Genomic DNA, 24,515 nt, shown 5'->3' with positions numbered 1-24,515 from the left:
GATCAACCCCTGTCGGGAAGCGGCTCATGGCCGACGCGGCACAGAACGTCCTCCGCACCTCCATGGAGCTCGGTGGGAACGCCCCGTTCATCGTGTTCGAAGACGCAGACGTCGATGCCGCCGTGGAAGGCGCGATGGCCGCGAAGATGCGGAACATGGGCGAAGCCTGCACCGCCGCCAACCGCTTCCTCGTCCATTCCTCGGTCGCTGCGGAGTTCACGGCCAAGTTCGCCGCCGCCATGGGCACTTTGGTGACCGGCCGCGGCACCGACCCCGCCACGCAGGTTGGTCCGCTGATCGACGCCGGCGCCCGGGAGGATGTGCACGCTTTGGTGAGTGCCGCCGTCGACGCCGGAGCTGTTGCAGTTACGGGCGGTGCGCCCGTGGACGGACCCGGGTACTTCTACCAGCCCACCGTCCTGTCCAACGTCCCGAACGACGCAGCGATCCTGGGCCAGGAAATCTTCGGACCCGTCGCACCGGTGACCACGTTCGCCACCGAGGAAGACGCCATCCGCCTGGCCAACGCCTCCGAGTACGGGCTCGCGTCCTACCTCTACAGCCGCGACTTCAACCGGCTCCTGCGCGTCGCTGAGCAGATCGAGTTCGGCATGGTCGGCTTCAACGCCGGCGTCATCTCCAACGCCGCAGCACCCTTCGGCGGGGTCAAGCAATCAGGCCTCGGCCGCGAAGGCGGCTCCGAAGGCATCAACGAATACACCACCACCCAATACATCGGCATCGCCGACCCCTACTCGGACTAAGAAGGCAGAGAAACCGTGAATAGCCCCACGCGAGGAGCTTCAACCAGCGCAGCAAAAGGCCAGCTGGTCATTATCGACATGCAGCGCGCCTTCCGTGAAGTGGGGGACTGGCACATCCCGCGGTACGACGAAGCGGCCCAGACCATCGCACGGCTGGCTGGGGCAGGATTTCAACCAATAACCACCCGATTCGTCCCAGACACGACAGAACCGGGTTCGTGGTTGTCCTATTACGACCGGTGGTCAAGCATGCGCCGGGAACCCGACGATCACCTTTGGGATCTCGCGCTTCCGGGCGTCGACGCCCCAAACTCCATTGATCTTCCAACGTTCACCAAGTGGGGCGATGCGATGGCCGATCGAATTCCTGTGGGCGGAGAGCTCATCCTGACAGGTGTGGCAACCGACTGCTGCGTCCTCGCCACGGCCCTTGGTGCCGCGGACGCAGGCCGGTTTGTCACTGTGGTCCAGGACGCGTGCGCGGGACAGAACGACGACGCGCACGATCAGGCGCTCAACCTCATGCAGCTGCTGTCGCCGATGATCAACGTGGTCAAAAGCGAAACCCTGCTCCAGCTGTAGCGTCAGGACTTTTTAGTCTGGATCGTTTATTGGCCAAGGAGTGCGTTATCGGGGTAGCCGGCGCGATATAGAGTTCATACGATTGTCGTCATCCAATCAATATACGGCGGTGAAAAATCGCTGCTATTACAGGAGAAGTTATGACAACATTCGTTCTCGTTCACGGCTCATGGCACGACGGAGCTTCTTGGGATTCCGTCATCGAGCATCTGGAATCCCTTGGACACAGGGCCTACGGTCCCACTCTCGCCGGCCACGGCATCGGCGTCAATAAGGAAGTGAACCACGACGATTGCGTGCAGTCTGTAGTTCAGTTCATTACGGACAATGAGCTGACGGACGTGGTTCTCTTAGGCCACAGTTTCGGCGGCACAGTAATTGCGCGAGTCGCGGAAGAGATCCCAGAGCGGCTGCGACGGCTCATTTTTTGGAACGCATTCGTTCCGCAGCCGGGGAATTCTCTGCTTGACGAAGTGCCCCCACACTACCGCCAACTTTTCAGCTCGCTGGCTGCCGGTTCTGACGACAATACGGTAGCGCTGCCGTTTTCAATCTGGCGTGATGCATTCATTCAGGACGCGGACTTGAAACTCGCGGAATCTACTTTCGAATTGTTGTCTCCAGAACCCTTCCAGCCCTTCGCTGACCAGCTGGACCTCACCGCTTTCTACCAGTCTGCAATTCCCAAGAGCTACCTCAACGGGACCGAAGACACTGCGTTGCCTCCTGGAGAATTGGGCTGGCATCCGCGGATGTCCAGCCGGCTTGGGCTTCACCGACTGGTCCAAATGCCGGGGAGTCACGAAGTCGTCTTTACCAACCCCGAATTGCTGGCCGCCAAAATTGTGGATGCCGGGCAGGACTGATTCCACTTCGTGGTTCCAACAATATGAAAGCGGTAACCGTGAGTAATTCACCTGTAGTTACAACGTCGTACGGCGATGTCGTGGGCGTTTTCGAAGAAGGCCTGAGTGTCTTTCGCGGAATTCCTTACGCCGCACCCCCAATCGGCGATCTGCGGTGGCAATCTGCGCGCCCTCACGAGGGGTGGGCGGGGATAAGGAGCGCTGAAAATTATGGGCCGTCGGCGCTCCAGCCATTTGTCCGCGGCGGATCGCCTATATTGGGGGAGCACGGGTCCCCACCCTTCGATGAAGATTGCCTCAGTCTAAACATTTGGACACCCTCTGCCGATGACAAGCGGAGGCCGGTCCTGGTCTGGATTCACGGTGGCGGACTGCTCATCGGTTCTGGGAGTATTCCCTACTATGCTGGCGATACTTTTGCGAAAAACGGCGACTTGGTGGTCGTTACGATCAACTACCGGCTCGGTGCGTTGGGGTTTCTGTCCGGGATGGGCGACCGCGAGAACCTATGGCTCGATGACCAAGCCGTCGCCCTGCGCTGGATTGTAGATAACATCGCAGCATTCGGTGGCGACCCCAACGCCATCACTCTCATCGGTCAATCAGGTGGTGCCCTCTCAATAGGAGGACTTGTGCAGCACCCGACTTCCCGTGGCCTTTTTCATCGGGCGATACTGCAAAGCATCCCTCTGGGCATCGAGTTTCAAACACCTTCGGAGGCATTCGAGCGCACCCGGAAACTCGCCACCCTGCTCGGCCACGACGACGTCGAAGCGCTAAGGAATGAGCCAGGGGAGCGTCTGGTTGAGGGCTCCCTGGGAGTACTGATTGACAACGCGGCGTTTGGAAATTGGCCGCTGGCATTCCTGCCGGTTATCGACGAGGACAGTTTTCCGGTTCATCCACTTCAGGCGCTGGCGGAATCTGACGTTGAGCTGCTGGTCGGCTGGACCGAAGATGAGGCTAGTTTCGCGTTCGCGTTGGACCCCCAGTATGCAGATACAAGCCGGTCCCAGGTGTTGGATTGGTTGGGCAGTGAGGGCGAGGAAGCCCTGACCATCTATGAGGCCTACCTCAGCTCGGGACGACACACCCCACAAGAGGTGCTTTCCGGTGTTGTCAGCGACAACCTCTTCAGGCGGAGCGCGCTGGACTTGGTGGAAAAACGGGCTGTAGACGCTCCTGTGTACGCGTATGAGTTCCGACTCGATTCGCCGGCATTTGACGGCAGGCTGGGCGCGACTCATTGCTTGGACCTGCCATTTACGTTCAACAATGTCGATAAATGGTCGGGGGCAGGATTTATTCAGGGCATCGAGGAAGTTGTCTTTGAGAGGATCGGGACGTCAATGCATAAGGCTTTTATTTCCTTTGCTGTTACGGGAGACCCAAAGCATGAGGGTTTTGCCTGGCCAAAATATACCTCTGAACAGGGCGAACTGCTTCTGATTGACCAAAACCTCCGGGTCGGCACCGAGGTTGGAAGGCCCTGGCAGAGCCTTGATGGGTCACGTCCCTCGTAGGGTTCCCTCCTTCGTCAGGATCTGACCGGCGGGTGCTGGAATGGTGAGGGCGCTCCCCTTGTCATTCCAGCACTCGCCAATTGTCATAGGCGAGCCGTCAGCGCCGCAGCGTAGCGGATGGCGGGAATCCGTAGCGTTCCCGATACTGCGCGGCGAACCTGCCCAAGTTTGAGAATCCCCAACGGTCTGCCACTTCTGCAACTGTCCTGCCCCGGCCCGACAGGAGGTCGTCGTGGGCCCTGCGAAGCCGCACGTCTCTAATGAATCCGATGGGAGTTGTCCCCAGCTGGTTCCGGAAAGCCTCCTGAAGCGCCCTGACACCCAACCCTGAACTCTTTGCGAGGTCGGCTACTTGATATTGATACTCCGGCCGGGCCTCAACAATCGCCATGACCCGACGGACAGCGGCTGAGTCAGCTTGCAAGCCAACCACCTCCCTGGCGTCGATCGCCAGCGGGTGGGTATCTGCGAGGGCGGCGACGGCGGTACGGATCAGCTGGTCTTGCAATAAGGGATAGCGGGCGCCGGAAGTGTTCGCATTGGACTCCCGAACCAGCAGTGACGATACTGCATTCCAAGTGGCAGCGGCCCGCAAAGACTTGGGCCCTTGCAAGCCAAACCGTACCCGGGGCGTTGTTTTGTCACCGCGTAAATCATGCAGGGCCTCTTCCACGTATGCACGGTCAAACCGGAAGGTGAGGAGCTGGGAGTTCACCCCAAATACGAGCCTGAAGTTTCGATACGAGTCCAAGACAATCGTCTGCCCTGACGTCAGAATACGTTCAGCGCCGCCCGAACTTACGGCCAGCCGGCCTTTGAGCACCATGCTGATCAAGATCCATGAGGCGAGCGGTTCAGCATCCACAGACGCCTCCGATCCGTAACTCAGCCTGTGGATGGAAAGAGGGCCTAATGTGACCTCTTCCTGGACAGCATGGAAGTCCCGGGGCTGGGAAACAGTCAGGATGTGGGGGCAGTATGCGTTACTGAGTGCCTCGCGAGCCTCAGAGGGGTCGTGCGTGTCCAGGACGAGGGGACTACCTCCTGTACCAAGCCCGTGGGTATGCATCAAGTGCTCCAAAGTTTTCGATTTGGGTCGATAATCCCGATACGGGCTTGCCGGAGTAGCGCCGGAGGTATATCGAGTTTATGTGATTATCGTCATGGATTCAATATATTATCTTTGTCATCGCGGTCGGTTCGGGACGGCCTAGCATGCGCACCTCCCAGCCCGTAACAGGAAACGAAGTTGGGAAAAAGTCTTGACGCTTCCACAACCTCGTGTAACGATAAACGCATCCTAAAGCACACTTTCTCGTGATGCATCCGGATCTCCCGTTTATCGTTACATGCCTGGCTTTTCGCTGGGCATGTACGCGTAGCAAGGAAGGTGCGCAGTTTATGAAAATCCAACCCATTAATCGCAGGGGATTCCTCGGCCTCACGGCCGCCGGTGTGGCAGCCGCAGCTCTTAGTGGCTGCAAGGTCAACACGTCGAGCCCAGCAGGWGGCAGCTCTTCCGGCAARGGTGCMCTGACCATCATGGGCAACGATGGTGAGATCACCAAGGACGTGATYTCCGCCTGGCAGCARCTCAACGCCGATGCTCCCATCACSTTTATCAAGTACGACGAGACCCGCCTCAACGCAATGCTCGCTGCCGGCACACCCCCGGACCTGGTCCGCGGCGCTGGTGCCCAAGTGACTCCGTATCTGGCTTCCCGAAAGATTGCGAAACCGCTGGACGACTACCTTTCCGGCAGCTCCCTCATCCACTCGGGCGACCTCGAAGCAATCAATGATGTGTGGAAGTGGGACGGTACCCGGCAGGGCAGCGGCAGCACCTACGGACTGACCAAGGATTGGAGCCTGGACATGATGTTCTGGTACAACCAGTCCGTTTTCGAGGAAGTGGGTGCCCGGGTCCCTGACAGTGCCAATCCGTTCACCTACGACGAATTGCTGGACGTTGCCAAGAGCATGACCTCATCCTCCGGCGGTAAGTCTTCCCGCTATGGCTTGTTCGCTACAGCACCGGATGTGGCGTTCCTTCAAGGGATGCTCGCCACAACCGGAGTCTCGCTGTTCAGTGAAGATTTGAAGAAGGTGGACTTCAGTTCGCCCGAGGCTCAGAAGGCCGTCGGCTGGCTGGCAGATGTAGCGAAAGCCAAAGCTGGCTACACACTCCTGGATCCCAACCCCGACGGCTGGGACTGGCCCCCGTTCAGTTCAGGCCGGCAGGCCATGCAGAGTGCCGGATACTGGCTGACCGGCGTCGTGTCCGGCGACACGAAGGCGCCCGACTTTGCCCGTATGGCACCTGCGCCCTTGTTGGGCAAGGAGCGGGTAAGCCCCACCACCAGCGCCACAGGCCATTGGATTCCCGCCAAGGCCAAAAATCCAGACGGAGGCTTCGCCTTCCTCGAATGGTTCACTGCCGGGCAGCCCGCAAAGGACCGTGCAGCAACCGGTGGTGGTCTCCCCGTCATGAAAAACCTTCGTTCCAGCCTTCCTGTCAAGGAGGCGTACCAGAAGTCAGCTCTGGAAACCCAGACGGCCGAGGACAAGTACGCCAAGGTGTTGAGCTTTTCCCCATACGCAACCGTCACGGCGCTGACAGCTGCAGTTTCGGAGCAGTTCCCCAAGCTGGTCCAGGGATCCCTGACGGCCGGGCAGTTCGCCGATCAAGTCAACACCAAATGCAACGCACTCCTCGCCGAGGGTGTTTCGCGTATCGGCGGTTGACATGGCTTCGACGCTAAGCGTTGCCCGTCCCGTACGGCGGGGCAGCCCATTGACCAAGCGGCGTAGCCGGGCTTTTTACCTCTTCATCTCGCCCTGGCTCATCGGCACCGTCCTGCTCACGATCTTTCCGCTCGCCTACGCCCTGGGTGTCAGCTTGACCGACTGGGACGGCGTGAGCCCGGGTTTTCGCTGGGTGGGTGCGCAGAACTATCTCGATGTCCTGGGTGACCCTGAAACGTGGGCGAGCATGTCGCGGTCTGCAGTCCTGGCTGTTGTTGTAGTGCCTCTTACAGTTGCGGGCAGTCTCGGTCTGGCCATCCTGCTGAACCAGAAGGTGCGACTGAGGTCTTTCTGGCGGACCATGATCTACCTCCCCGCCGTCTTCCCCCCAGTGGCGTCGGCATTGAGTTGGAAGCTGGTGTTTGACCGGGATTCCGGCGCCATCAACGCTGTCCGTGCCTGGTTCGGGCAGGACGCCGTGAACTGGATGACGGGGCAGCAAGTGTTCGTGGTCCTGCTGGCCGTGATGCTTTGGGGCATTGGTGCCGGCATGATCATCAACCTCGCTGCGCTGCAGGATGTTTCCCCGGAGCTCCTGGAGGCCGCAACGTTGGATGGAGCCGGACCTTGGCGCCGGTTCACGGCAGTGACACTTCCCACCATCTCGCCAGTGCTCCTCTTCCAGACCGTGACTTCGACCATCGGCGTTCTGCAAACTTTCGTTCCCGCCCTTTTGCTTTCCCCGACCACTGGCGCAGCTGCTGTCACGGCGGTTCCCGAAGCCAACAGGATTTTCATGATCGACGTCTATGCACAGTACTTTGCCTACTCCCGCTACGGTTATGCCTCAGCGATGTTGTGGCTGTTCTTCCTGGCCATCCTGGTGGTAACGGTCTTGTTCTTCCGTGCGAGCCGAAAGACTGTCTTCTATTCCGTGGATCCTTCCAGCGATGGAGGGAAGTAGATGACCCTCAAGGAACTGCAGTCATCCAAACGGGCGCATCCCTACCCGGTGCAGTCACCTGGTCATGAGCGGGGCACGCGAAGCCGATCGGGCATTCGGCGACGCTCGACCATTCTGGTCACGGCCGTCCTCGTGTTCATCACTGCCCTTGTTGCCTTTCCCATGTACTGGGTGCTGGCCACGGCGTTCAAATCGCCTGAGCAGTTGTACTCAGGGATCGCCGTTCTGTGGCCGCTCCCTTCGCACATCGAGAACTTCGTAGAGGCACTAACGAGGATCCCCTTCCTTCCGTACATGCTGAACTCCCTGTTCCTGGCCACGGTCAACGGAGTCCTTACTACGCTGTCTTCGGCATTGGTCGGTTACGGTTTTGCCAGGCTCCGCGGGCCGGGAAAGGGAATTCTTTTCGGAGTACTCATCGCCATGATGATGATGCCCGGCATCGTGACACTCATTCCCACCTATCTGTTGTTTTCGCAGGTGGGACTTGTGGGGAATTACTKGCCTTGGGTGATCTGGGGATTGGTGGGATCTCCCTATCTGATCTTCCTCTACCGTCAGTTCTTTGCCGGCCTTCCCAAGGAACTGGAGGAGGCGGCCATCCTTGACGGGTGCGGACAATTCCGCATATTCACCAGGATCTTTCTCCCTATCTCCAAACCGATCGTCGTCACCGCCTTCGTCATGTCATTCCTGGCGGTCTGGGGCGATTTCATAGCTCCCAACCTTCTCTTGGATCAGAGCAACACCACCTTGGCAGTTGCGTTGTCATCCGGGTACGTCAATGAAAGGGGTTTCCCACTAAACAACCTCATAGCCGCAGGATCCATCCTTTACGTGATACCTGTAGTTCTGGTCTTCTTCTTCGTCCAGCAGCGCTACACGCAAAGTTTTAGTTCTGCCGGCATCAAATAAGTTTTGTGGAAATGGGGTCTGCAATGGTCACGATGTCTGACGTAGCGCGGCTGGCAGGAGTGTCAACAATGACGGTATCCAACGTCGTGAACGGCCGGCGGTCTGTAAATCTGGACATCCGCAAGCGTGTCCTGGAGGCTGTGGAGGAGAGCGGTTACGTCATGAACCGTTCTGCAAGGACCTTGCGCACCGGGACCACCGGGGTGATCGGGTTGGCGGTTCCTGCCCTCAGCCACGCCTATTTCGGTGAACTCAGTGGCAGGGTTATTGCCCAGGCCGCCGAGCTCGGATACCGCGTGGCCGTTGAGCAGACCGGTCTGCACATCGAAGACGAACTCGACGCCGTCGCAATGTCGCGCAATCTGGAATACGACGGCCTGATTCTTTCTGCACTGGTACTGGGGCCGGAGGAAGCCAGCCTTCTGAACCAGTCCATACCCCTGGTCCTCCTCGGCGAAAAGATATACGGCGATGCCGTTGATCACGTGGTGATGCCAAACGCAGAAGGAGCCAAGGCGGCCACCGCACATCTGGTGGAGCAAGGGTGCCAACGCATCGCCTGGGCGAGTAACTACTCTCCCGAAACCGAGCTCCACAATGTTGTACTGGATCGTCTTAAGGGCTACCGACAGGGCTTGGCGGACGCAGGACTCAGCGACGACCCTTCCCTGCACGTGCCCATGGATCAACCCAGCATGGAGCATGCCGCTGATGGCATCAAGAAGCTGGTCCAGGACGGTATTGAATTCGACGGCGTGGTAGCCGTTACCGATGCGGTCGCCTTCGGGGTGATTCGAGGTCTTAAGGACGCCGGCTTGCGGGTTCCGGAGGACGTGAAGGTCATCGGTTTCGACGACGTCCAGCAGGCAGCATTTTCCGTTCCGTCCCTTTCCACCATCGCACCGGACCATGACTGGATGGTCCGGTCCTCACTCTCCCTTCTCACCGAACGGATTAAAGACCGTTCCCCCCGTCCCGGGCGCGAGCTCGTGGCCCCTTTCCGGCTCATCGTCCGGGAATCAACCAGCTGAATCACACATAGACATTGGAGAAATCTTGACCATGGCATCTTCGCCCMGACTCGTCGTCAATCTGGACATTGCGGGTCCCACCATCAGCCGTCACATCTACGGTCATTTCGCCGAACATTTGGGCCGTTGCATCTACGGTGGTTTTTGGGTGGGGGAGGACAGCGAAATACCCAACACCCGTGGCATCCGGAATGACGTGGTGGAAGCCCTGCGCGAGTTGCGCATCCCAAATCTTCGCTGGCCCGGCGGTTGCTTCGCCGATGAATACCACTGGCGTCACGGCGTCGGCCCTCGTGAGCAGCGCCCCGTGATGGTCAATTCCCATTGGGGCGATGTCGTAGAAGACAATTCGTTTGGCACCCATGAGTTCATGGACCTCTGCGAAATGCTCGGCGCGGACGCCTACGTCAACGGCAATGTGGGTTCCGGCACGGTCCAGGAAATGAGCGAATGGATCGAATACCTCACCCGCGCCGATGATTCACCGATGGCTCGCCTGAGGCGACAGAACGGACGCGACCAGCCCTGGAAAGTCCCCTTCTTCGGCATCGGCAACGAACCTTGGGGGTGCGGTGGCAACTTCCGGGCTGAGGCCTACGCAGACTTGGCCCGGCAGTACAGCACCTTTGTCCGCTCCCACAACGGCAACGATGTTTACCGGATAGCAGCCGGCGCCAACGACGACGACGTGGCATGGACCAAAGCCCTGATGGAAGCGCTTCATGACAAGGGCGGGCCAGGCCGCAAGAGCTCCCCATATCAAGGTGTCTCGCTCCACTACTACACGATGTCCGGTCACTGGGACAGCAAAGGCTCCGCCACGGAATTCAATGAGGAAGAGTACTGGAAGACGGTCAAGGCCGCCCATCACATTGAGACCCTGCTGACGGCGCACTCCACCATGATGGACGTCTACGATCCGCACAAGGCGGTGGGGTTGGTCCTGGACGAGTGGGGCACATGGTGGGACGTAGAGCCCGGCACCAACCCCGGCTTCCTCTATCAACAGAACACCATCCGCGACGCCCTGGTGGCAGCAATCCACTTTGACTCCTTTCACCATCATGCAGACCGGCTGGTCATGGCGAACATCGCCCAAACGGTAAATGTCCTGCAAGCCATGCTGCTCACGGATCCAGAGAGCGGAGCGCTCGTAAAGACGCCCACGTTCCACGTCTTCGCCATGAACGCAGGGCATCAGGATGCCACCGCGTTGCATACCCACCTTGACTCTGACGGCTCGCACACGCTGGCGGGGGAGCAGGTCCCCACGTTCACTGCCTCCGCCAGCACCAAGGATGGCCAGGTTCTGATCTCCATGGCCAACCTGGAACTGGAGGACGAAAGCGAGGTGGTGCTGGACCTTCGCGGCGGCTTCCTGGAGCAGGTGGAAGCACTGGTCCTTTCCGGCGACAAAGTTTCAGCGTTCAACGCGCCCGCACACCCCGACGCCGTCACGCCGCGCTTCCTCGAAGTTGAAGAACGCGAGGGCCAGTTGGTACTGCGTCTTCCAGCCCACTCTTTCGCGACCGTTCGGGGAACACTGTCTGGTCAGGTCCCTGTAGTCACTGCTGCAGCGGCCGCGACGTCCAGCCCCAACACGGGCAGCAAGCCCTGCTTGAACTGTTGAGATGACCATGACTTTTGACTACCGCCCCCTCAGCCAAATTCGGCTTCGCGAGGGCGTCTTTGCTGAAGCCCAGCGTGTGAACCGTGAAGCACTGCTGCGTCTGGATCCTGATCGTCTTCTGGCGCCCTTCCGTGTCGAAGCGGGCCTTCCGGCTACGGCGGAGCTCTACGGCGGTTGGGAATCGACGGGACTCAACGGCCACACGGCAGGGCACGTCCTGTCAGCGCTTGCCCACGCTGTAGCCGGGGACAGTGATCCACGCCTGGAGAAGATGCTTGGAAGCTTGCTGTCCGGACTCCGGGAAGTGCAGCAGGCCTCCGGCACAGGATACGTGGGCGGCGTACCTCAAGGGCGGAAGCTCTGGGACGAGCTCATTCAGGGAGACATTAGAGCCTCTCCCTTTGAGCTCAACGGGCGCTGGGTTCCCCTGTATAACCTGCACAAGACGCTGGCGGGCTTGGTGGATGTCGCATGGAATGTTCCCTCAGCGGAGGCGGACCAGATCCTGGATGAACTGGCCAATTGGTGGCAGGAAACCACGGACCGACTGGACCAGGAAGCACTCGAGCTCATGATGCAGACCGAGTTCGGCGGACTTACTGAAGCGTTTGCCCGCCTGGCACTTCTCCGGCAGGACGGGCGCTACCTTCACCTGTCCATGAGGTTCATTCGGGAAGAGCTGATAACCCGGGTGCTGGCTCTACCGGGCGAAACAACGCAGGACTCACTTGCAGGACTTCACGCCAACACGCAGATTCCCGTTGTGGTGGGCTACGCCGCCATTGCCAGGGCTGGCCGCGAACTGGGGTTGGAAGATGCAGCGACAGCGCGCATCGGGCAAGCCGCCCGAGACTTTTTCGACGACGTCGTTGCGTGGCGCAGCAGCGCCATTGGCGGCAACAGTGTTCGGGAGCACTTCCACCGCAGGGACGACTTCTCCCCGATGTTCCTCGGGCGGGAGGGCCCCGAGAGCTGCAACAGCTACAACATGGTCAAGCTGGCAGCCGAGCTTTATCTCCTGGATAAAGAGGACCGCTACCTGGACTACATCGAGGTCACTCAGTGCAGCCATGTGCTGTCCACGCAGCACCCTGGGCACGGTGGCCTGGTCTACTTCACGTCCCACCGTCCGGGCCACTACCGGATGTATTCGCCGGAACAGGACGGCTTTTGGTGCTGTATGGGCTCCGGCTACGAGGCTCACGCAAAGCATGCTGCGCACGTGTACGTCGCCAGTGGCGACGAACTCCGTATCAGCTGGCTTTTGGCCACGGAACTCAACTGGACGGAGCAGGGCGTCCGAGTCACCATTGATTCGGCCTTACCCTCAGGGAACACCGCATCCGTCCGTGTGAGAGTGGAGGAACCGCGGGAATTCACCCTGGCCATCCGCGTACCGCAATGGGCGCGAGGTGCCAAAGCCACACTGAGCGACGGCGGCAGGATCGACGGCGGCAGGATCGAGGAAGACAGGGGTTGGTGGCGACTGCGCCGCGTGTGGGACGGGACGGAGGAGATTCTGCTAAGTCTGGACCGTGAACTGCAGATGGTGCGGGCCGCGGATGATTCCCCATGGGCCTGGATCAGATACGGCCCCACGGTCATGGCCGAAGAGATCCCTGACAATGGACTGCATTACCGGGCAACGGGGGCCAGGGCCGCCCACATCGCTTCAGGGCCGCTCAGGCCGCTGGCGGAGACGCCTGTTCTGCTTGCCAGTGGGTTGGAAACCCACTCCGAAGGGGGCGAAGAGCTCTCGGTTCTCGCCTCGGATGGGCAGAGGCTGACGCTTAAGCCTCTGCACAGGATCCACGATGCCCGGTACCGGCTCTCTTGGCCCATGGCTCAGGACGAAATGCAGATCAGCGAAATCCAGGGGAAGTTGGCGGAACAAGACAGGGCATCTACCGCCTTGGAAGCACGGGTAGTGGACGGGATCACCTTCGGGGAGCAGCAGCCTGAACTCGATCATGAGGTTAGCGCCCAGCATGCTGAGCGTGGAATGACACCCGACGGGGCACACTGGCTGCGCCCCAAGGAGCCGCTCTCACTGGTGCTGCGTGACTGGACGATGATCGGCACGAGCCTTCGCATTGAAAGCGTGCCGGGGGAGGATCAGGAATCGTTCCTTCTCTCCGGGGCAGACAACGCGACGGCAGCAACAGTCAGGCAAGGGCCGGACGGTACCAGTGAGATTCAGTTCAACAGCAACGGCAGCTCGGAGGCCCGGCTGCTCATTGCTCCTCGGCCGGGCCACACGATGCCAAGGCTAAGGCGCCTGCTGCTCTTGACCGATGCCGCGGATTCGTTGGCCTGAAAAGTTGGGGTCCTCACTGCATCATCTGCAGTGAGGAACCCCAAGGGCTTTTCTTACTGGACCGACCACGCACCGTCCGATGGCAGGACGGCGCCGGAGATGTTGGTTCCGTCCTCGCTGAGGAGGAACGTGATGGAGGCAGCCAGCTGCGAGGCCACAGCAACAGGTGGGATTATCTGCATGAACGGAGCCAACCGGTTCGCCCCGAGCTCCGAGCCAAAGGTGGCCTCGATGCCGGTTGCAACCGGGCCCGGGGCGACTGCGTTGACGCGGATTCCCTGGGGCGCGTACATAAAGGCAGTACTGCGGGTCATTCCGAGAACTGCGTGTTTGGACGCGGTGTACGCGAGCCCTGCAGAGTTGCCGCGGAGCGCGGCTTCGGAGGCAACGTTCACGATGGAACCGCGTCCGGCAGCCAGCATGGCCGGTAGTACGGCGCGGGTCAGGCGGAACATTCCGTCCACGTTGACCGCGAACACCCGGTTCCAGACGTCATCGGCCACCTCGTGCAAGGGGGTCATGTCGTCCATGATTCCGGCGACGTTTGCCAAGGCATATATCCGGTCTCCAGCGGCTTCAACAATCCTCAGAATGTCTTCATCCTTGGTGATGTCGGCCTGCACTGTTACCACGTCAGCCTGCGGGTGATCCATCGCCAGTGAGTCGAGCCGGGCAGCTGCGATGTCTACGGCAATCACCCTTCCCCCTTCCCGGGCAATCCTGGAAGCAGTGGCGCGGCCGATCCCGGAGCCGGCGCCCGTGACGATGACAGTCTTGCCCAGAAATCTGCCGTCGGTGATGCGTTCCTGCCACAGGGCGTCGTCGATGTCCTCAGCGTCCTCCTCGGGTTCGATTCCACCATTTGCTTCCCTCACCAGATGATCAAGCAGGGACTGCGGGAACTGTCCGCCACCGAGTTCAACCAGCTGTTGCAGGGCAAGGTGATCGATGGGTTTCAGGGCTGATTCGTCCTGTCCGGCCTCGTTAAGCATTCCCCGAAGGAGGGGACCGCCAGCGGGATGGGCGAGCCATTCCCGAATAGGACGCGAGCCGGTTAGTGCTTTGATGTTGTTGGTCATTTTGCTCCTTCGAGGGCCGGTGCTGGATTGAGCTCGGTTGTTATGTTTTCGGGAACTTCTGTTTCGTCCATGGCGGGCTTGGCACCGTTGAGACCAGTCCATCGGGAGCGCAGGGTGTGAGCTGCCGCTTTTGGTTTTCTGTCCCGGCTAAAAACGCCCTTACGGTTGCCGTCCACGCGGTGGATCCCGTTCGACGTTTGGAAGTCGGCGAAGTTCCAGACGTGTTCACCTACGAAGCCATCAATCCTGTCAAAGACGCGGTGGTTCATGGCGAGGAACGATTGTTGGTACTCCTCGCTCCAAGGCATGTCCCAGATGGAGTGTTGTCCGGGCATGGTGTCTGCCCCGTATTCGCTCATCATGATGGGTTTGCCGAAGGCCTCCAGCCAGCCGCGGAGGTCACGTTCAAGGTAGTCTTCTGCGGTCTTAAGATCCCCTGTGAAGATGTACCAGCCGTAGTAGCGATTAATGCTGAGGACGTCGAAGAGGTCTGCAATTTTGTCGTTCTGGAAGGTTGCAAACATGACTGCGGCGTAAGTCAGGGGACGCGTTGGATCGAGCTCACGGGCCAGTTGAACGAGTGGCTCGAAGAACTCCCGGGCTCCGTCCTCGTTCGAGGCCGGTTCGTTGGCGATACTCCACATGACAACGCTTGGGTGATTCTTATCGCGTGAGATGACCTCGCGAAGGTGTTGTGCGTGGGCCGCCTGGGTTTCGTGGTTGAAAGTGTCCGGCGAAAACGTGGGCTTGGGGCCCACCCCTGTCAGCCCTCCCTGGACCCCCAGGTTCAGTCCGACGGCAGCAGTTTCATCGACGACGACGATGCCGTGGCGGTCAGCGAATTCCAGCACCTCCTCCGCGTAGGGGTAGTGCGAGGTCCTGAACGAGTTGGCGCCCACCCAATCCAGCAACTGGAAGTCGTGCACAAGGTAGGCGTTGTCGTGACCTTTGCCCCGAACGGCTGTGTCCTCGTGCTTACCGAAGCCAGTAAAGTAAAAGGGCTCTCCGTTGATAAGGAACTCGGTCCCGCGGACTTCGACGGTCCTCACACCGAACGGCTCCGTATAGCTGTCAATCACGTCTTCGCCGTCGAGGAGCTCTACCACCAGGTTGTAGAGGTAGGCTGCACCTGGTCGCCACAGCAAGACGTCGTCAATCGTGAGTGTTCCTTGGCTGCCTTCTGCCGATGAAACTTCCTGGCCTGTAGCGTCCAAAACCCTCACACGCACCGATGTTTGGTGATTGGTTTCGACAGAATAATCGACGACGCCGGTTCGGCCAATAACGCCGGTAACAACGGTGATGTCGCTGATGTGGCGTTCTGGCTTGCTGTAGAGCCACACTGACCTCGCCAGGCCAGCGTAGTTGTAGAAGTCATGCAGGTAAGTCTGTTGGCGTCGGCCGTCCTGGCTGACGCTGATGCTGCCAGGTGGGATGGTGGCACTGGTCAGTTCATTATTTACCCCAACGGTGAGCCTGAATTCACCTCCGGGTGAGACGTGGTCGGTGATGTCTGCTTCAAAGGGCGTGTAGCCACCGACGTGCCGGGCTACCAGGACGTCGTCAACATAGACCTTGCCCTCGTGCGTGGCTGCGTCCAAACGGAGCAAAACCCTTTCCCCGGTCCAGCCTCGCGGTACGCGCACCGTCCGCTGGTACCACACCCAGCCCACGTGGTCCCGGATCTTCTGGTCAGCAAAGAGATCGTTATAACTCGAGGGGACAGGGGCTTCGAGTTTGCCCCCCAGGACGCCTCTCCAAGGCTCGGGAACGTCTGCATCTTCAAGGGCGAAGCGCCAAAGACCGTCCAGGTTGATAAGTTCTCGGGTAATTGTAGGGCGGGGCTTAAGCAATGTTTTTTCTCCTGCTTGGCTGTCAATGAGATAACTGGCTGGCGATGGTGTCCAGGGTGCGGAACACGGCAATCGTGTCTTTCGCCGGATGTATTGGGTGGTGGATTTCCCCGGCCCGGATTGCTTCGCTGGCGGCTCTGAGCATGGGGACGTAGCCGTTGCCCTCGCGGGCGTGATCGATGGGTTCAGGGGCGAACATTTTTTCCCAGGAACCGGCGTGAATCTGGAGTGTGGTGGATGTCCAGAACATGCCTGGGATGGTGATCCAGCCCTTGGCGCCGTTGATAGCGGCGGACGGATCGACGAATTCGGTCATTGAACTCGCGCATTGCGCAAACTGGCCACCGGCGAAGTCGAGGGTGAAATGTTCCGCGAAGTCCAGCCCGTCGGCCCTGAGACGTCCATGGGCCGTGATGGCTGTTGGCTCACCGAAGATTGAGTGGGCCAATGTCACCGGGTAGATCCCTTGATCAAGGAGCGTTCCTCCGCTGCGCGCAATGTCCCATCTGCTGCCACCGTCGGCGATCAGGGGAAAGCCAAATCCCGCCCGGAGGCTGGACGGCTTTCCGATGATTCCGGTGCGGAGTAGCTCGAAAAGGTGTTGGAATGCCGGGTTGAACTTCATCCACATTGCCTCCATGAGGAAGAGTCCTTGGCTTTCGGCCAGCGCAAAGAGGTCTTGCACATCATCGGCGTTCAATGCCATGGGCTTCTCAACAAGTACATGTTTGCCGGCAAGCAGGGCCTGGCGCGCCATGGCGGCATGAGTAGCGAATGGCGTCGCCAGGTACACAACGTCGACGCCAGGGTCCCTGACAAGAGAATCGAAGTCGTCGGTCCACCGGTCCAGGCCGAACTCCTCTGCGAAGCTGGCTGCATTCGCCGGGTTCCTGCTGAAGATCATTTCCACGTGGTCTCCGGGCAAGAGCTGCAAATCCGGCACTATGCTCCGGGAGATAGTGCCGGCCCCGGCGATAGCCCACCGCAATGGAGTTTGGGGACGCCGTGTCTCCTCCACGGTTCTTTCCGTCATCCCGACACTCCTGCTTGGATATGCTGATCCCGGTGCAGCTCCGCAAGGCGATGGCGATCTGCCCGGCGTTTTTCTTGCTCCACAGGGTCTGCGATGGGCGCTGCGAGTAACAGCCTCTGGGTGTAGGGATGCTCTGGAGTGGAAGTTACCCGGTCGGCGCGGCCAGTTTCAACGATGTCCCCTCTGTAGACGACGCTGACGCGGTGGCTGATGTGCCGAACCACGGCCAAATCGTGCGAGACGAACAAGTAGGCAACGCCTGTGCGCCGTTGAATGTCGATGAAAAGGTCCATGACGCGGGCCTGTGTGGAAAGGTCCAACGCGGAGACCGGCTCGTCGCAGACAATGAGTTTCGGTTCCGGCGCAAGTGCCCGGGCTATGGCGACCCGTTGACGTTGTCCGCCACTGAACTCCCGGGGCAAACGTTCGGCAGCGTCACCGGGCAGGCCGACTTGATCCAACAGCATGCGGACCCGGGCCCGTGCTTCAGTGGCACTTGTTCCCTGGACGATGAGGGGCTCGCTCAGGGTGTCACCAATGGTCAGGGACGGGTTGAGGGAGGTATACGGGTCCTGGAAGACTACCTGGATGTCTTTGGACAGGGTACGGCGTTCCTTCGGAGTGGCATGGGTAATGTCAGAACCCCGGAAGGTGATGCGCCCACCACTGGGCTTTACAAGACCCAGCACTGCCCGCCCAATGGTGGTCTTTCCGGATCCGGATTCGCCCACGACGCCGAGCGTCTCACCCTCCGCGATTGTTAGGGAAACCCCGTGCAGGACTTCCACCTCCCGGGGTCGGAATCCGCGGCCTTTGAAGGCCACGCGGAGGTCTTTTACGTTCAATAGCGGTGTTGTCATCAGTTCTTTCCCCCGGTGGCCGTCACGACAGGCCTAGGCTGGTCGGTTCGAACGGTGTGCTCGTCGAGGATGGAGCCCAGAAGCAGTTGAGTGTATGAATGTTGCGGCTCCCGGAAGAGCTCCAGCGCGGTCCCTGATTCGACAACCCGGCCGTCCTGCATCACGGCGATCCGATCGCAGATATCTGCCACGACTCCAAAGTTGTGCGTTACGAGCAACACAGCCATGTTGAGCTCGGCCTGGAGGTCCCGTATCAGGTCCAGGATTTCGGCCTGGACTGTGACGTCAAGTGCCGTCGTGGGTTCATCGGCGATGAGGAGCTTGGGGCGGCTTGCCACGGCGCCGGCGATGAGGACGCGTTGTGCCATTCCGCCGGAGATCTGGTGCGGGTAGGAATTGAACGTTCGCTGGGGATCTTGGATACCCACACGTGCCAGCAGCGCTATCACCTTAGCCTTTGCCTCCCGGCGTGACATCCGGGCTGAGGCGCGGATGCCTTCGACGAGTTGGGCGCCAACTGTGTAGGAGGGGTCCAAATTCGACATAGGTTCTTGCGGTATGTACGCGATCTCGCGTCCTCGCAGGGCGCGTAGCCCTTGCTCCGAAAGGCCGATCAAATGGCGACCATCCAACTGTATAGAGCCTTGTGTGACCACGGCCTCGGGCGGAAGCACACCGAGGATGGCAAACGCGGTCTGCGTCTTTCCGGAGCCGGATTCACCCACCAGACCGAGGGTTTCACCTGCACGCAGGCTGAGGCTGACTCCCTTCACCACTTCCCTCAGCTGGCCTGATGGAGTGGGGTAAGCGATGGCCAGGTCGTCAACCGAGAGCAGGTCCGCCGCTGAACCTTGGATGCTGTCCGTGGTGGGGGTAATTGCTCTGGGGGTATTTGTTCTGGGCGCCGAAGCCTTGGATGGTTTCAGCTTTGCTCCCTCAAAGGCGTCCCGGAGGGAATTTCCGAGCAAAACAAGGGAAGCAGTCAGCGTGCCGAGCATGACGCTGGGCCAGATGAATTGGGTGGGATCGACATAAAGGTTTGTGAAGCCGTCGGCGATCATTGCACCAAAGCTGGGAACGAGGTTGGACCCAACGCCGAGAAAGGCCAGGCCGGACTGCAGGCTGATCGCCGAACCTATCAGGAACGCTGCGGCGACGATGATGGGCCCACGGACAGCGAACAGCACGTGGCGGCCGAGGATTCTAAGGTTGGACAGTCCGGAGACGCGGGCGGCATCGACGTAGAGTTCGTTCTTCACGCCAAGGACCAGGTTCCTCACGATGCGATAGACCCCGGGGGAGAGCAGCACTCCAAAGATCAGCATGGTTGCCCGGTAGTCGCCCTTGGTCACGGGCATCAGGACGATCAGGAGCAGCAGCCCGGGGAACGTCATGATGAGGCTGAAGACCCACTCTGTCGCGGTTCGGAGCCGTCGGCCGAAGTATCCGCCGATAAGGCCAAAAGTTATTCCGATAGCCAGGGCAACGCTTGCTCCAATCAGGCCTGCGATCAGGCTGGTGCTGATTGAATGGAGGAGCCGGGAAGCGATGTCGCGTCCGTTCTGGTCGGCTCCGAGGGGGTATGCCGGGGTGCCAGGTGTGGCGTTTATCGCATTGAGTTGTGCCTCATTGGGATCGTGCGGGGCGATCCAGGGAGTGAGAAGACCCAGGATGATGATGACCAGTAGCAGGACCGAAGTAATCACTGCCTGAGGGTCGGTGGCGAGTTTCCGTAGCGGAGACTTCCGGGGTGGGGCTGCCAACCCGGAAGTCACGCTGAGTTCTTCGATGCTCAATAGATTCTCGCCTTCGGGTTGAGCCAGCCGTTCACTACGTCTGTGATGAGGTTCACCGTGACAACCAACATGACGCTGAACAAAGTGATGCCCATGATGATGGGGATATCGCCCTGGAGCGAGGCGTTGAATGCGTAAGCGCCAAAGCCAGGAAGCGCGAACACGTTCTCGATGATGAGCGCACCACCGAGCATTTGAATAAATTCAAGGGACAGGACAGTCAGGGCAGGACTTGCAGCATTCCGAAGCGCGTGGCGAAGCACGATCGACCGCGTCGGTACACCACGGGTCCGCAGGGTACGGACGTAGTCTTTCCTGAGCTCCCCGATCATGGTGCCGCGGATCTGTGCAGCCATGCTGGCCACTCCACCAATGACAAGCACAATGACAGGGATAGTGATCGATGCCGCCCACTTTCCAGGATTCTGCGCAAAGGGAGTAAAACCGGTGGCAGGCAGCAACTTCAGATTCACGGCGAACACAGCCACAAGGACTATGGCGATGAGCAACCCGGGGACGACGTAACCTATCAAGGACAAGCCTTGGGAAACCTTATCGGCGAGTCCTCCCCGGGTTGCCGCCCAGACGCCCAGCGCAACGCTGACGAGCACTGTGATGATGAGCGCGGTGACGACCAGCGACAGCGTGACGCCCAGACGCGCAGCAACGGCAGGCGCCACTGGTTGGCTGGTGAAAAGAGAAGTACCGAAATCACCGGTCAGTACCGAGCCGAGCCAGTCCATGTATTGGACGATGGCCGGCCGATCAAAGCCAAGCTGGGTCATCAGTGCTTTCAGGGATTCTGGCGTCGCTGCACTGCCCAGGCGTTCGCGGGCAACAGATTCCAAGGATCCGCTGAGGAGGAAGAAAGTGATGAGGGTGACGAGCAGCGCAAGGACAATGCCTGCACCAAGACGTCGGAGGGCGTAACTGATCATGACCCGCGGCCCTATTTTCCAGATACGCCGAAGTCACGTACGGTCGGCAAAACCACCCCGGTAGGGAGGAAATCAATGCCCGGAGCTGTCGCCCAGAGCGTGCCTACGTAGGCGATCGGCGCGTTCAATGCCTGCTTCACGGTGTATTCGTTGACCTTCTTATACAGAGCATCGCGGGCTGTATCGTCTGGTTCGGTGGCAATGGACTGAAGCAGCTTGTCGAATTCAGGGTCCTGCCATTTGAAGGGGTTGAGGAAGGCTTCAGGAGCGTACATGTCGCCCACCTGACGGCCTGCACTGTTGAGTCCGTAGAACCAAAGAACCGCCGGATACTTCTTCGAGGCAATTGATGATGCCGTATTCTGCGGAGGCACAGGTTCCCACGTCACCTTCACCCCGATGTCCGAAAGAGCCTGCGTGATCACCGGCTCGAAGGACTGGGAGATCACCGTGCTTGGCATCGTCATGGAGAAACCGTCGGCGTATCCTGCCTCAGCCAATAGCCTGCGTGCCTTCGCCGGATCGAAGCTGTAGGCATCTTCAAGTCCGGGATCGTATGCTCCACTGTTGGGGTCGAACACCTGGACCGTGGGCTTACCCAGTCCATTGAGGAGGGCCTTGACCACCTGTGCCCGGTCAAAGGCCATGTTGATAGCCTGGCGGACCTTTACATTGGCCAGGGCAGGAACGAGTTCTCCCTTCCGGTCGGCCAGGACGAGAACGAGAGCGGCCGTAGCCTGCACCTCCTTGACTGCGAATCCTGCACCTTCGGCCTGCTTGCGTTGCGGGGCCTGGATCAGGGCTGCCTTTACTTCCCCTGCCTGGAGCGCGTTGTACTGGGCGGTCCTGTCCTGGATGACCTTGACCTTCACGGTCTTGAATGGATAGGCCGAGGCGTTCCAGTAGTCATCCCGGCGTTCCATGACGTACTCGGTGCCGTCCACAGTCTTGTCCGAGAGGACGTAGGGTCCGGAGCCAGTTGGGCGGAGTTTGGTGGTGTCGGACGCCAACGTGTCCGCGTCACCAATGACGCCTGTGGCTTGCGCCAGATAGTTCAGCAGCGATGGTTCCGGAGCGGAAAGCTGAATAACTACTGTCGACGCATCGGGGGCGGAAATGGAGGACACCTTGGCGAGCTTGGGCTGTTGCTGGCCCGGTGTCGTCCTGGTCCTCTCCAAGGTTGCGGCTACGTCCTTGGAAGTGACGGCGTCTCCGGAACTGAACTTCAGGTCGCTGCGAAGCTTGAGGGTCAGCGTGCGCAGGTCATCAGAATATTTCCAGCTCTCAGCCGCGTTGGGACGGATCTTGTTGTCCTTGTCCACCATGAGAAGGGTGTCGAAAATTGATGCCCAGATGTAGGACTGCTGTCCTTCAGCGAGCTGGGCCGGGTCCAACGAAGCCGGCTGGGCTTGAACGGCAATGCTGAGTTCCTCGTTGCGTGAGGAATTAGTAGGTTCCGACGCCGGCGCGGAAGAGGAACACGCCGCCGTGGAGAGTAGCGCTGCGACCGCGACGGAGGCTACTGCCGCACGGGTCAGTGATGTGGTTCGGGACAAGACAGGGAACATGTCTTGAGACTCCTTTGTCATTGAGGAAAAGCTTCTGGAGATTTTTGGGGGGCCATTGTTTGGGCCATTTAGTCGGGGGTGACCGATATCACTAGCAAAGCACTAGAAAAGCGAAAAGGCAACCGATTGCCATTATTTAAAAAAAGTTAATGTTGCGCTGAAATCCTGTTGCATTTCGGGTACTCCAAATGACCACCGTGAATTCAGAAATAAAGTGTCCGGAATTCGGGGCGGTCTTGTCTTGCTAAATCCTGCGGTGAAGTTTGTGGTCTGTTGAGATCAGCTTTGCGACATGAATTCAGTCATTTCTTGTTTGAACTTCATGAGTGGGTAACCGTTAAGGGCAAGGAATGACTGTGATACTGCCGCCGTCAGATCCAGGGAAGGGTCGATAAGCCATTGCATGCGAAGACCGCTCCATGCGGCCATCATTTGGCGGGCAACCCTGTCCGGATCGAGTTTGGGATCAGCAATTCCCTTGGCCTGGCGTCTTTTGACTCCTTCAGTGAACTCAAAAATCACCTGCTCATGGTGGGCCTTCAGGTACGCGTGGGCCGGATGTTCGGGGTTGACTGCCTCTGCGCTTAACGCGAGGAACAGGCGGGTCGTAGCTTGGTCATCCAGGGTCAGGTGAGCCATTGCGGGTGGAGGCCAGTCGGCCTTCCCGCCATCGATAACGTGAAACTCGGCCGTAAGGATGGCGCGATAATCCTCATCGGCCAGCTCCATGGCCGCGACAAGAATGTGGTCGCGCGTCGGGAAATGGTAGAGCATGGCGGTCTCGCTCATCGAGGCCCGCGCTGCCACCTCCGCCGTGGTCAAAGCTCGATGCCCCTTCTCCAGGACGATGTCGAGGGCGGCCCGGGCTACGGCAGACCGGCGCTCAAGTGTTTTTGCGTACCGCTTCCGGGGGGCTGTTGTCGAGTCCATGCACTAACGGTAGTCCAAAATTGAGTGTTACACCATAGGACTCCTGAAATTGAGCTACCTTCAAGGGTCGCCAAAGAGAGTTTGGCTGTAAAAAGGGAGCATCACTCAGTTTTATAGGGCTCCCTTCCAAGGTCCCGCAGACCCCCGGATGATCAATTCGGTGTCTAAGGGCAGGGTTTGGGGGTCTTGAACAGTGCCGGAGAGGGAGGCCAGGGCCAGGCCGGCGGACAACGATCCGCACTGCCCCAGCGGGGACCTGATGCTTGTCAATGACGGCGTGGTGAAGTCTGCGCCGAAAATATCGTCAAAGCCTATGATGCTGAGGGCATCGGGTATGACAACTCCCGCGTTTTGGAGTTCGTGCATCAGGCCAATCGCCAGCAGATCGTTGTGGGTTATGACGGCCGTTGCTCCCGAGGCCATGACGGCCCGTGCGACTCGCCTGCCCCCGTCAACGCTTGGTGCCGCCGACTCGATGCGTTCGGCTGCGAGATGGCACCACTCGCAGGCGGCCGAGATGGCGTCCCATCGGCGCGCGGACATCCAGGACAGTTCCGGCCCCGCGACGAAGAGGACCTTTTTGTGCCCATTCCCTGCCAAGAGGCGGATTGCCTGGCTAACACCCCTGTCTGGATCAGGGATGACGCAACTAATGCCATTTACCTCTCGGTTTATCACGACTACCTGTGTGGTCTTGGCTAGAAGCTGAATATCAGTGTCACTCATGCGAGGGCTGGTCAAAATCAGCCCGTCCACGGCATTGATAACTCGATTGGCCGAAGCGAGCTCTTTGCTCGGGGACTCGGCTGCATTTACCAGAACCACAGTGTAGTCGCGTTGTGCCGCGACTCTTCCTGCCTCGCGAAGAATGCCAAAGAAGGTTGGATTGGTGACGTCTGAAACAATTAGCCCGAGCGTCTTTGTTGATCCTGTCTGCAGTACTTGGGCGGCATGGTTCAGTTGAAAATTGAGTTCATTTGCCGTTGCTTCAATGAAACGTCTTGTGCGGGCATTGACTCTTTCGGGATTATTGAGTGCCCTGGAAACTGTTGATGGATTAACGCCGGCTTGCCGCGCTACATCATAGATAGTTGCCTTGGCTGTTCTCGATTGCATTATTG

20 protein-coding genes are annotated in these 24,515 nt (G+C 59.4%); 10 read left to right on the top strand and 10 right to left on the bottom strand.

Translation table 11 applies throughout. From position 1 onward, the window contains the following. The 4 genes from AC1DCM_RS25235 to AC1DCM_RS25220 form a co-directional block, all read left to right on the top strand. The coding region (locus AC1DCM_RS25235) for an aldehyde dehydrogenase family protein (protein WP_477520125.1) at positions 1-764 on the top strand (764 nt) is incomplete at its 5' end. Positions 765-779: 15 nt separating this feature from the next. Next, on the top strand, positions 780-1,346 hold the full coding sequence (locus tag AC1DCM_RS25230; RefSeq protein ID WP_477520124.1) for a cysteine hydrolase family protein: 567 nt from the start codon (positions 780-782) through the stop codon (positions 1,344-1,346). A gap of 140 nt (positions 1,347-1,486) precedes the next feature. Beyond that, positions 1,487-2,212, top strand: a complete 726-nt coding sequence (locus AC1DCM_RS25225) for an alpha/beta fold hydrolase (protein ID WP_477520123.1) — start codon at positions 1,487-1,489, stop codon at positions 2,210-2,212. A gap of 38 nt (positions 2,213-2,250) precedes the next feature. Next, positions 2,251-3,735, top strand: coding sequence for a carboxylesterase/lipase family protein (locus AC1DCM_RS25220; RefSeq protein ID WP_477520122.1), 1,485 nt, complete (start codon positions 2,251-2,253; stop codon positions 3,733-3,735). Between the two features lie 97 nt (positions 3,736-3,832). On the opposite strand, the gene AC1DCM_RS25215 is transcribed toward AC1DCM_RS25220, so the two are convergent. Continuing rightward, entirely contained in the window at positions 3,833-4,804 is a 972-nt protein-coding gene (locus AC1DCM_RS25215) for an AraC family transcriptional regulator (protein WP_477520121.1), read from the bottom strand. Positions 4,805-5,136: 332 nt separating this feature from the next. Between AC1DCM_RS25215 and AC1DCM_RS25210 the strand changes: the two genes are divergently transcribed. The 6 genes from AC1DCM_RS25210 to AC1DCM_RS25185 are packed head-to-tail and all read left to right on the top strand — an operon-like array spanning position 5,137 to position 13,337. Further along, positions 5,137-6,480, top strand: a complete 1,344-nt coding sequence (locus AC1DCM_RS25210; RefSeq protein WP_442005545.1) for an extracellular solute-binding protein — start codon at positions 5,137-5,139, stop codon at positions 6,478-6,480. A gap of 1 nt (position 6,481) precedes the next feature. Continuing rightward, entirely contained in the window at positions 6,482-7,444 is a 963-nt protein-coding gene (locus AC1DCM_RS25205) for a carbohydrate ABC transporter permease (protein WP_442005544.1), read from the top strand. Further along, positions 7,445-8,359, top strand: coding sequence for a carbohydrate ABC transporter permease (locus tag AC1DCM_RS25200; protein WP_477520120.1), 915 nt, complete (start codon positions 7,445-7,447; stop codon positions 8,357-8,359). Between the two features lie 11 nt (positions 8,360-8,370). Further along, the gene (locus AC1DCM_RS25195) at positions 8,371-9,390 is read left to right on the top strand and encodes a LacI family DNA-binding transcriptional regulator (RefSeq protein WP_477520119.1); all 1,020 of its coding nucleotides are present in this window, start codon (positions 8,371-8,373) and stop codon (positions 9,388-9,390) included. Between the two features lie 31 nt (positions 9,391-9,421). Then, positions 9,422-11,020 (top strand): alpha-N-arabinofuranosidase, encoded by a 1,599-nt coding sequence (locus AC1DCM_RS25190; RefSeq protein WP_477520118.1) that lies wholly within the window; start codon positions 9,422-9,424, stop codon positions 11,018-11,020. A 7-nt stretch (positions 11,021-11,027) separates the two neighbouring features. Next, positions 11,028-13,337, top strand: a complete 2,310-nt coding sequence (locus AC1DCM_RS25185) for a beta-L-arabinofuranosidase domain-containing protein (RefSeq protein WP_477520117.1) — start codon at positions 11,028-11,030, stop codon at positions 13,335-13,337. A gap of 53 nt (positions 13,338-13,390) precedes the next feature. Here the strand turns inward: AC1DCM_RS25185 and AC1DCM_RS25180 are convergent, their stop codons facing one another. The 9 genes from AC1DCM_RS25180 to AC1DCM_RS25140 all read right to left on the bottom strand — a co-directional run bounded on the left by AC1DCM_RS25180 (position 13,391) and on the right by AC1DCM_RS25140 (position 24,510). Continuing rightward, a complete protein-coding gene (locus AC1DCM_RS25180) occupies positions 13,391-14,416 on the bottom strand; it encodes an SDR family NAD(P)-dependent oxidoreductase (protein WP_477520116.1) in 1,026 nt (341 codons plus the stop codon). Further along, positions 14,413-16,269: a beta-glucuronidase gene (uidA, locus tag AC1DCM_RS25175; RefSeq protein ID WP_477520115.1), complete on the bottom strand. Its 1,857-nt coding sequence runs from the start codon at positions 16,267-16,269 to the stop codon at positions 14,413-14,415. The genes AC1DCM_RS25180 and uidA overlap by 4 nt, the downstream gene beginning before the upstream one ends. 22 nt (positions 16,270-16,291) lie before the next feature. After that, entirely contained in the window at positions 16,292-17,302 is a 1,011-nt protein-coding gene (locus AC1DCM_RS25170; protein WP_477520114.1) for a Gfo/Idh/MocA family protein, read from the bottom strand. After that, positions 17,299-18,162 carry an ATP-binding cassette domain-containing protein gene (locus AC1DCM_RS25165; protein WP_442005536.1) on the bottom strand — a complete coding sequence of 288 codons (864 nt, stop codon included), beginning with the start codon at positions 18,160-18,162 and terminating at the stop codon, positions 17,299-17,301. The genes AC1DCM_RS25170 and AC1DCM_RS25165 overlap by 4 nt, the downstream gene beginning before the upstream one ends. Then, positions 18,162-19,958 (bottom strand): dipeptide/oligopeptide/nickel ABC transporter permease/ATP-binding protein, encoded by a 1,797-nt coding sequence (locus AC1DCM_RS25160; protein ID WP_477520113.1) that lies wholly within the window; start codon positions 19,956-19,958, stop codon positions 18,162-18,164. The genes AC1DCM_RS25165 and AC1DCM_RS25160 overlap by 1 nt, the downstream gene beginning before the upstream one ends. Next, positions 19,955-20,896: an ABC transporter permease gene (locus tag AC1DCM_RS25155; protein ID WP_442015683.1), complete on the bottom strand. Its 942-nt coding sequence runs from the start codon at positions 20,894-20,896 to the stop codon at positions 19,955-19,957. Before AC1DCM_RS25155 ends, AC1DCM_RS25160 begins: the two co-directional genes overlap by 4 nt. 11 nt (positions 20,897-20,907) lie before the next feature. Further along, a complete protein-coding gene (locus tag AC1DCM_RS25150; RefSeq protein WP_477520112.1) occupies positions 20,908-22,464 on the bottom strand; it encodes an ABC transporter substrate-binding protein in 1,557 nt (518 codons plus the stop codon). Positions 22,465-22,743: 279 nt separating this feature from the next. After that, the gene (locus AC1DCM_RS25145) at positions 22,744-23,394 is read right to left on the bottom strand and encodes a TetR/AcrR family transcriptional regulator (RefSeq protein ID WP_442005532.1); all 651 of its coding nucleotides are present in this window, start codon (positions 23,392-23,394) and stop codon (positions 22,744-22,746) included. A 111-nt stretch (positions 23,395-23,505) separates the two neighbouring features. After that, a complete protein-coding gene (locus tag AC1DCM_RS25140) occupies positions 23,506-24,510 on the bottom strand; it encodes a LacI family DNA-binding transcriptional regulator (RefSeq protein WP_477520111.1) in 1,005 nt (334 codons plus the stop codon). Positions 24,511-24,515: the final 5 nt, after the last annotated feature.

The sequence above is a fragment of the Paenarthrobacter sp. 10N417 genome (genome assembly GCF_056394745.1).
Note: the sequence above shows the minus strand (reverse complement) of the source record. Positions and strands in the feature narration are given on the sequence as shown.

Bases quoted from the DNA above. Each gene is read 5' to 3' on its own strand.
- AC1DCM_RS25225 (WP_477520123.1), top strand. From the start codon at position 1,487: ATGACAACATTCGTTCTCGTTCACGGCTCATGGCACGACGGAGCTTCT.
- AC1DCM_RS25215 (WP_477520121.1), bottom strand. From the start codon at position 4,804: ATGCATACCCACGGGCTTGGTACAGGAGGTAGTCCCCTCGTCCTGGAC.
- AC1DCM_RS25205 (WP_442005544.1), top strand. From the start codon at position 6,482: ATGGCTTCGACGCTAAGCGTTGCCCGTCCCGTACGGCGGGGCAGCCCA.
- AC1DCM_RS25195 (WP_477520119.1), top strand. From the start codon at position 8,371: ATGGGGTCTGCAATGGTCACGATGTCTGACGTAGCGCGGCTGGCAGGA.
- AC1DCM_RS25185 (WP_477520117.1), top strand. From the start codon at position 11,028: ATGACTTTTGACTACCGCCCCCTCAGCCAAATTCGGCTTCGCGAGGGC.
- AC1DCM_RS25180 (WP_477520116.1), bottom strand. From the start codon at position 14,416: ATGACCAACAACATCAAAGCACTAACCGGCTCGCGTCCTATTCGGGAA.
- AC1DCM_RS25170 (WP_477520114.1), bottom strand. From the start codon at position 17,302: ATGACGGAAAGAACCGTGGAGGAGACACGGCGTCCCCAAACTCCATTG.
- AC1DCM_RS25165 (WP_442005536.1), bottom strand. From the start codon at position 18,162: ATGACAACACCGCTATTGAACGTAAAAGACCTCCGCGTGGCCTTCAAA.
- AC1DCM_RS25155 (WP_442015683.1), bottom strand. From the start codon at position 20,896: ATGATCAGTTACGCCCTCCGACGTCTTGGTGCAGGCATTGTCCTTGCG.
- AC1DCM_RS25150 (WP_477520112.1), bottom strand. From the start codon at position 22,464: ATGTTCCCTGTCTTGTCCCGAACCACATCACTGACCCGTGCGGCAGTA.
- AC1DCM_RS25145 (WP_442005532.1), bottom strand. From the start codon at position 23,394: ATGGACTCGACAACAGCCCCCCGGAAGCGGTACGCAAAAACACTTGAG.
- AC1DCM_RS25140 (WP_477520111.1), bottom strand. From the start codon at position 24,510: ATGCAATCGAGAACAGCCAAGGCAACTATCTATGATGTAGCGCGGCAA.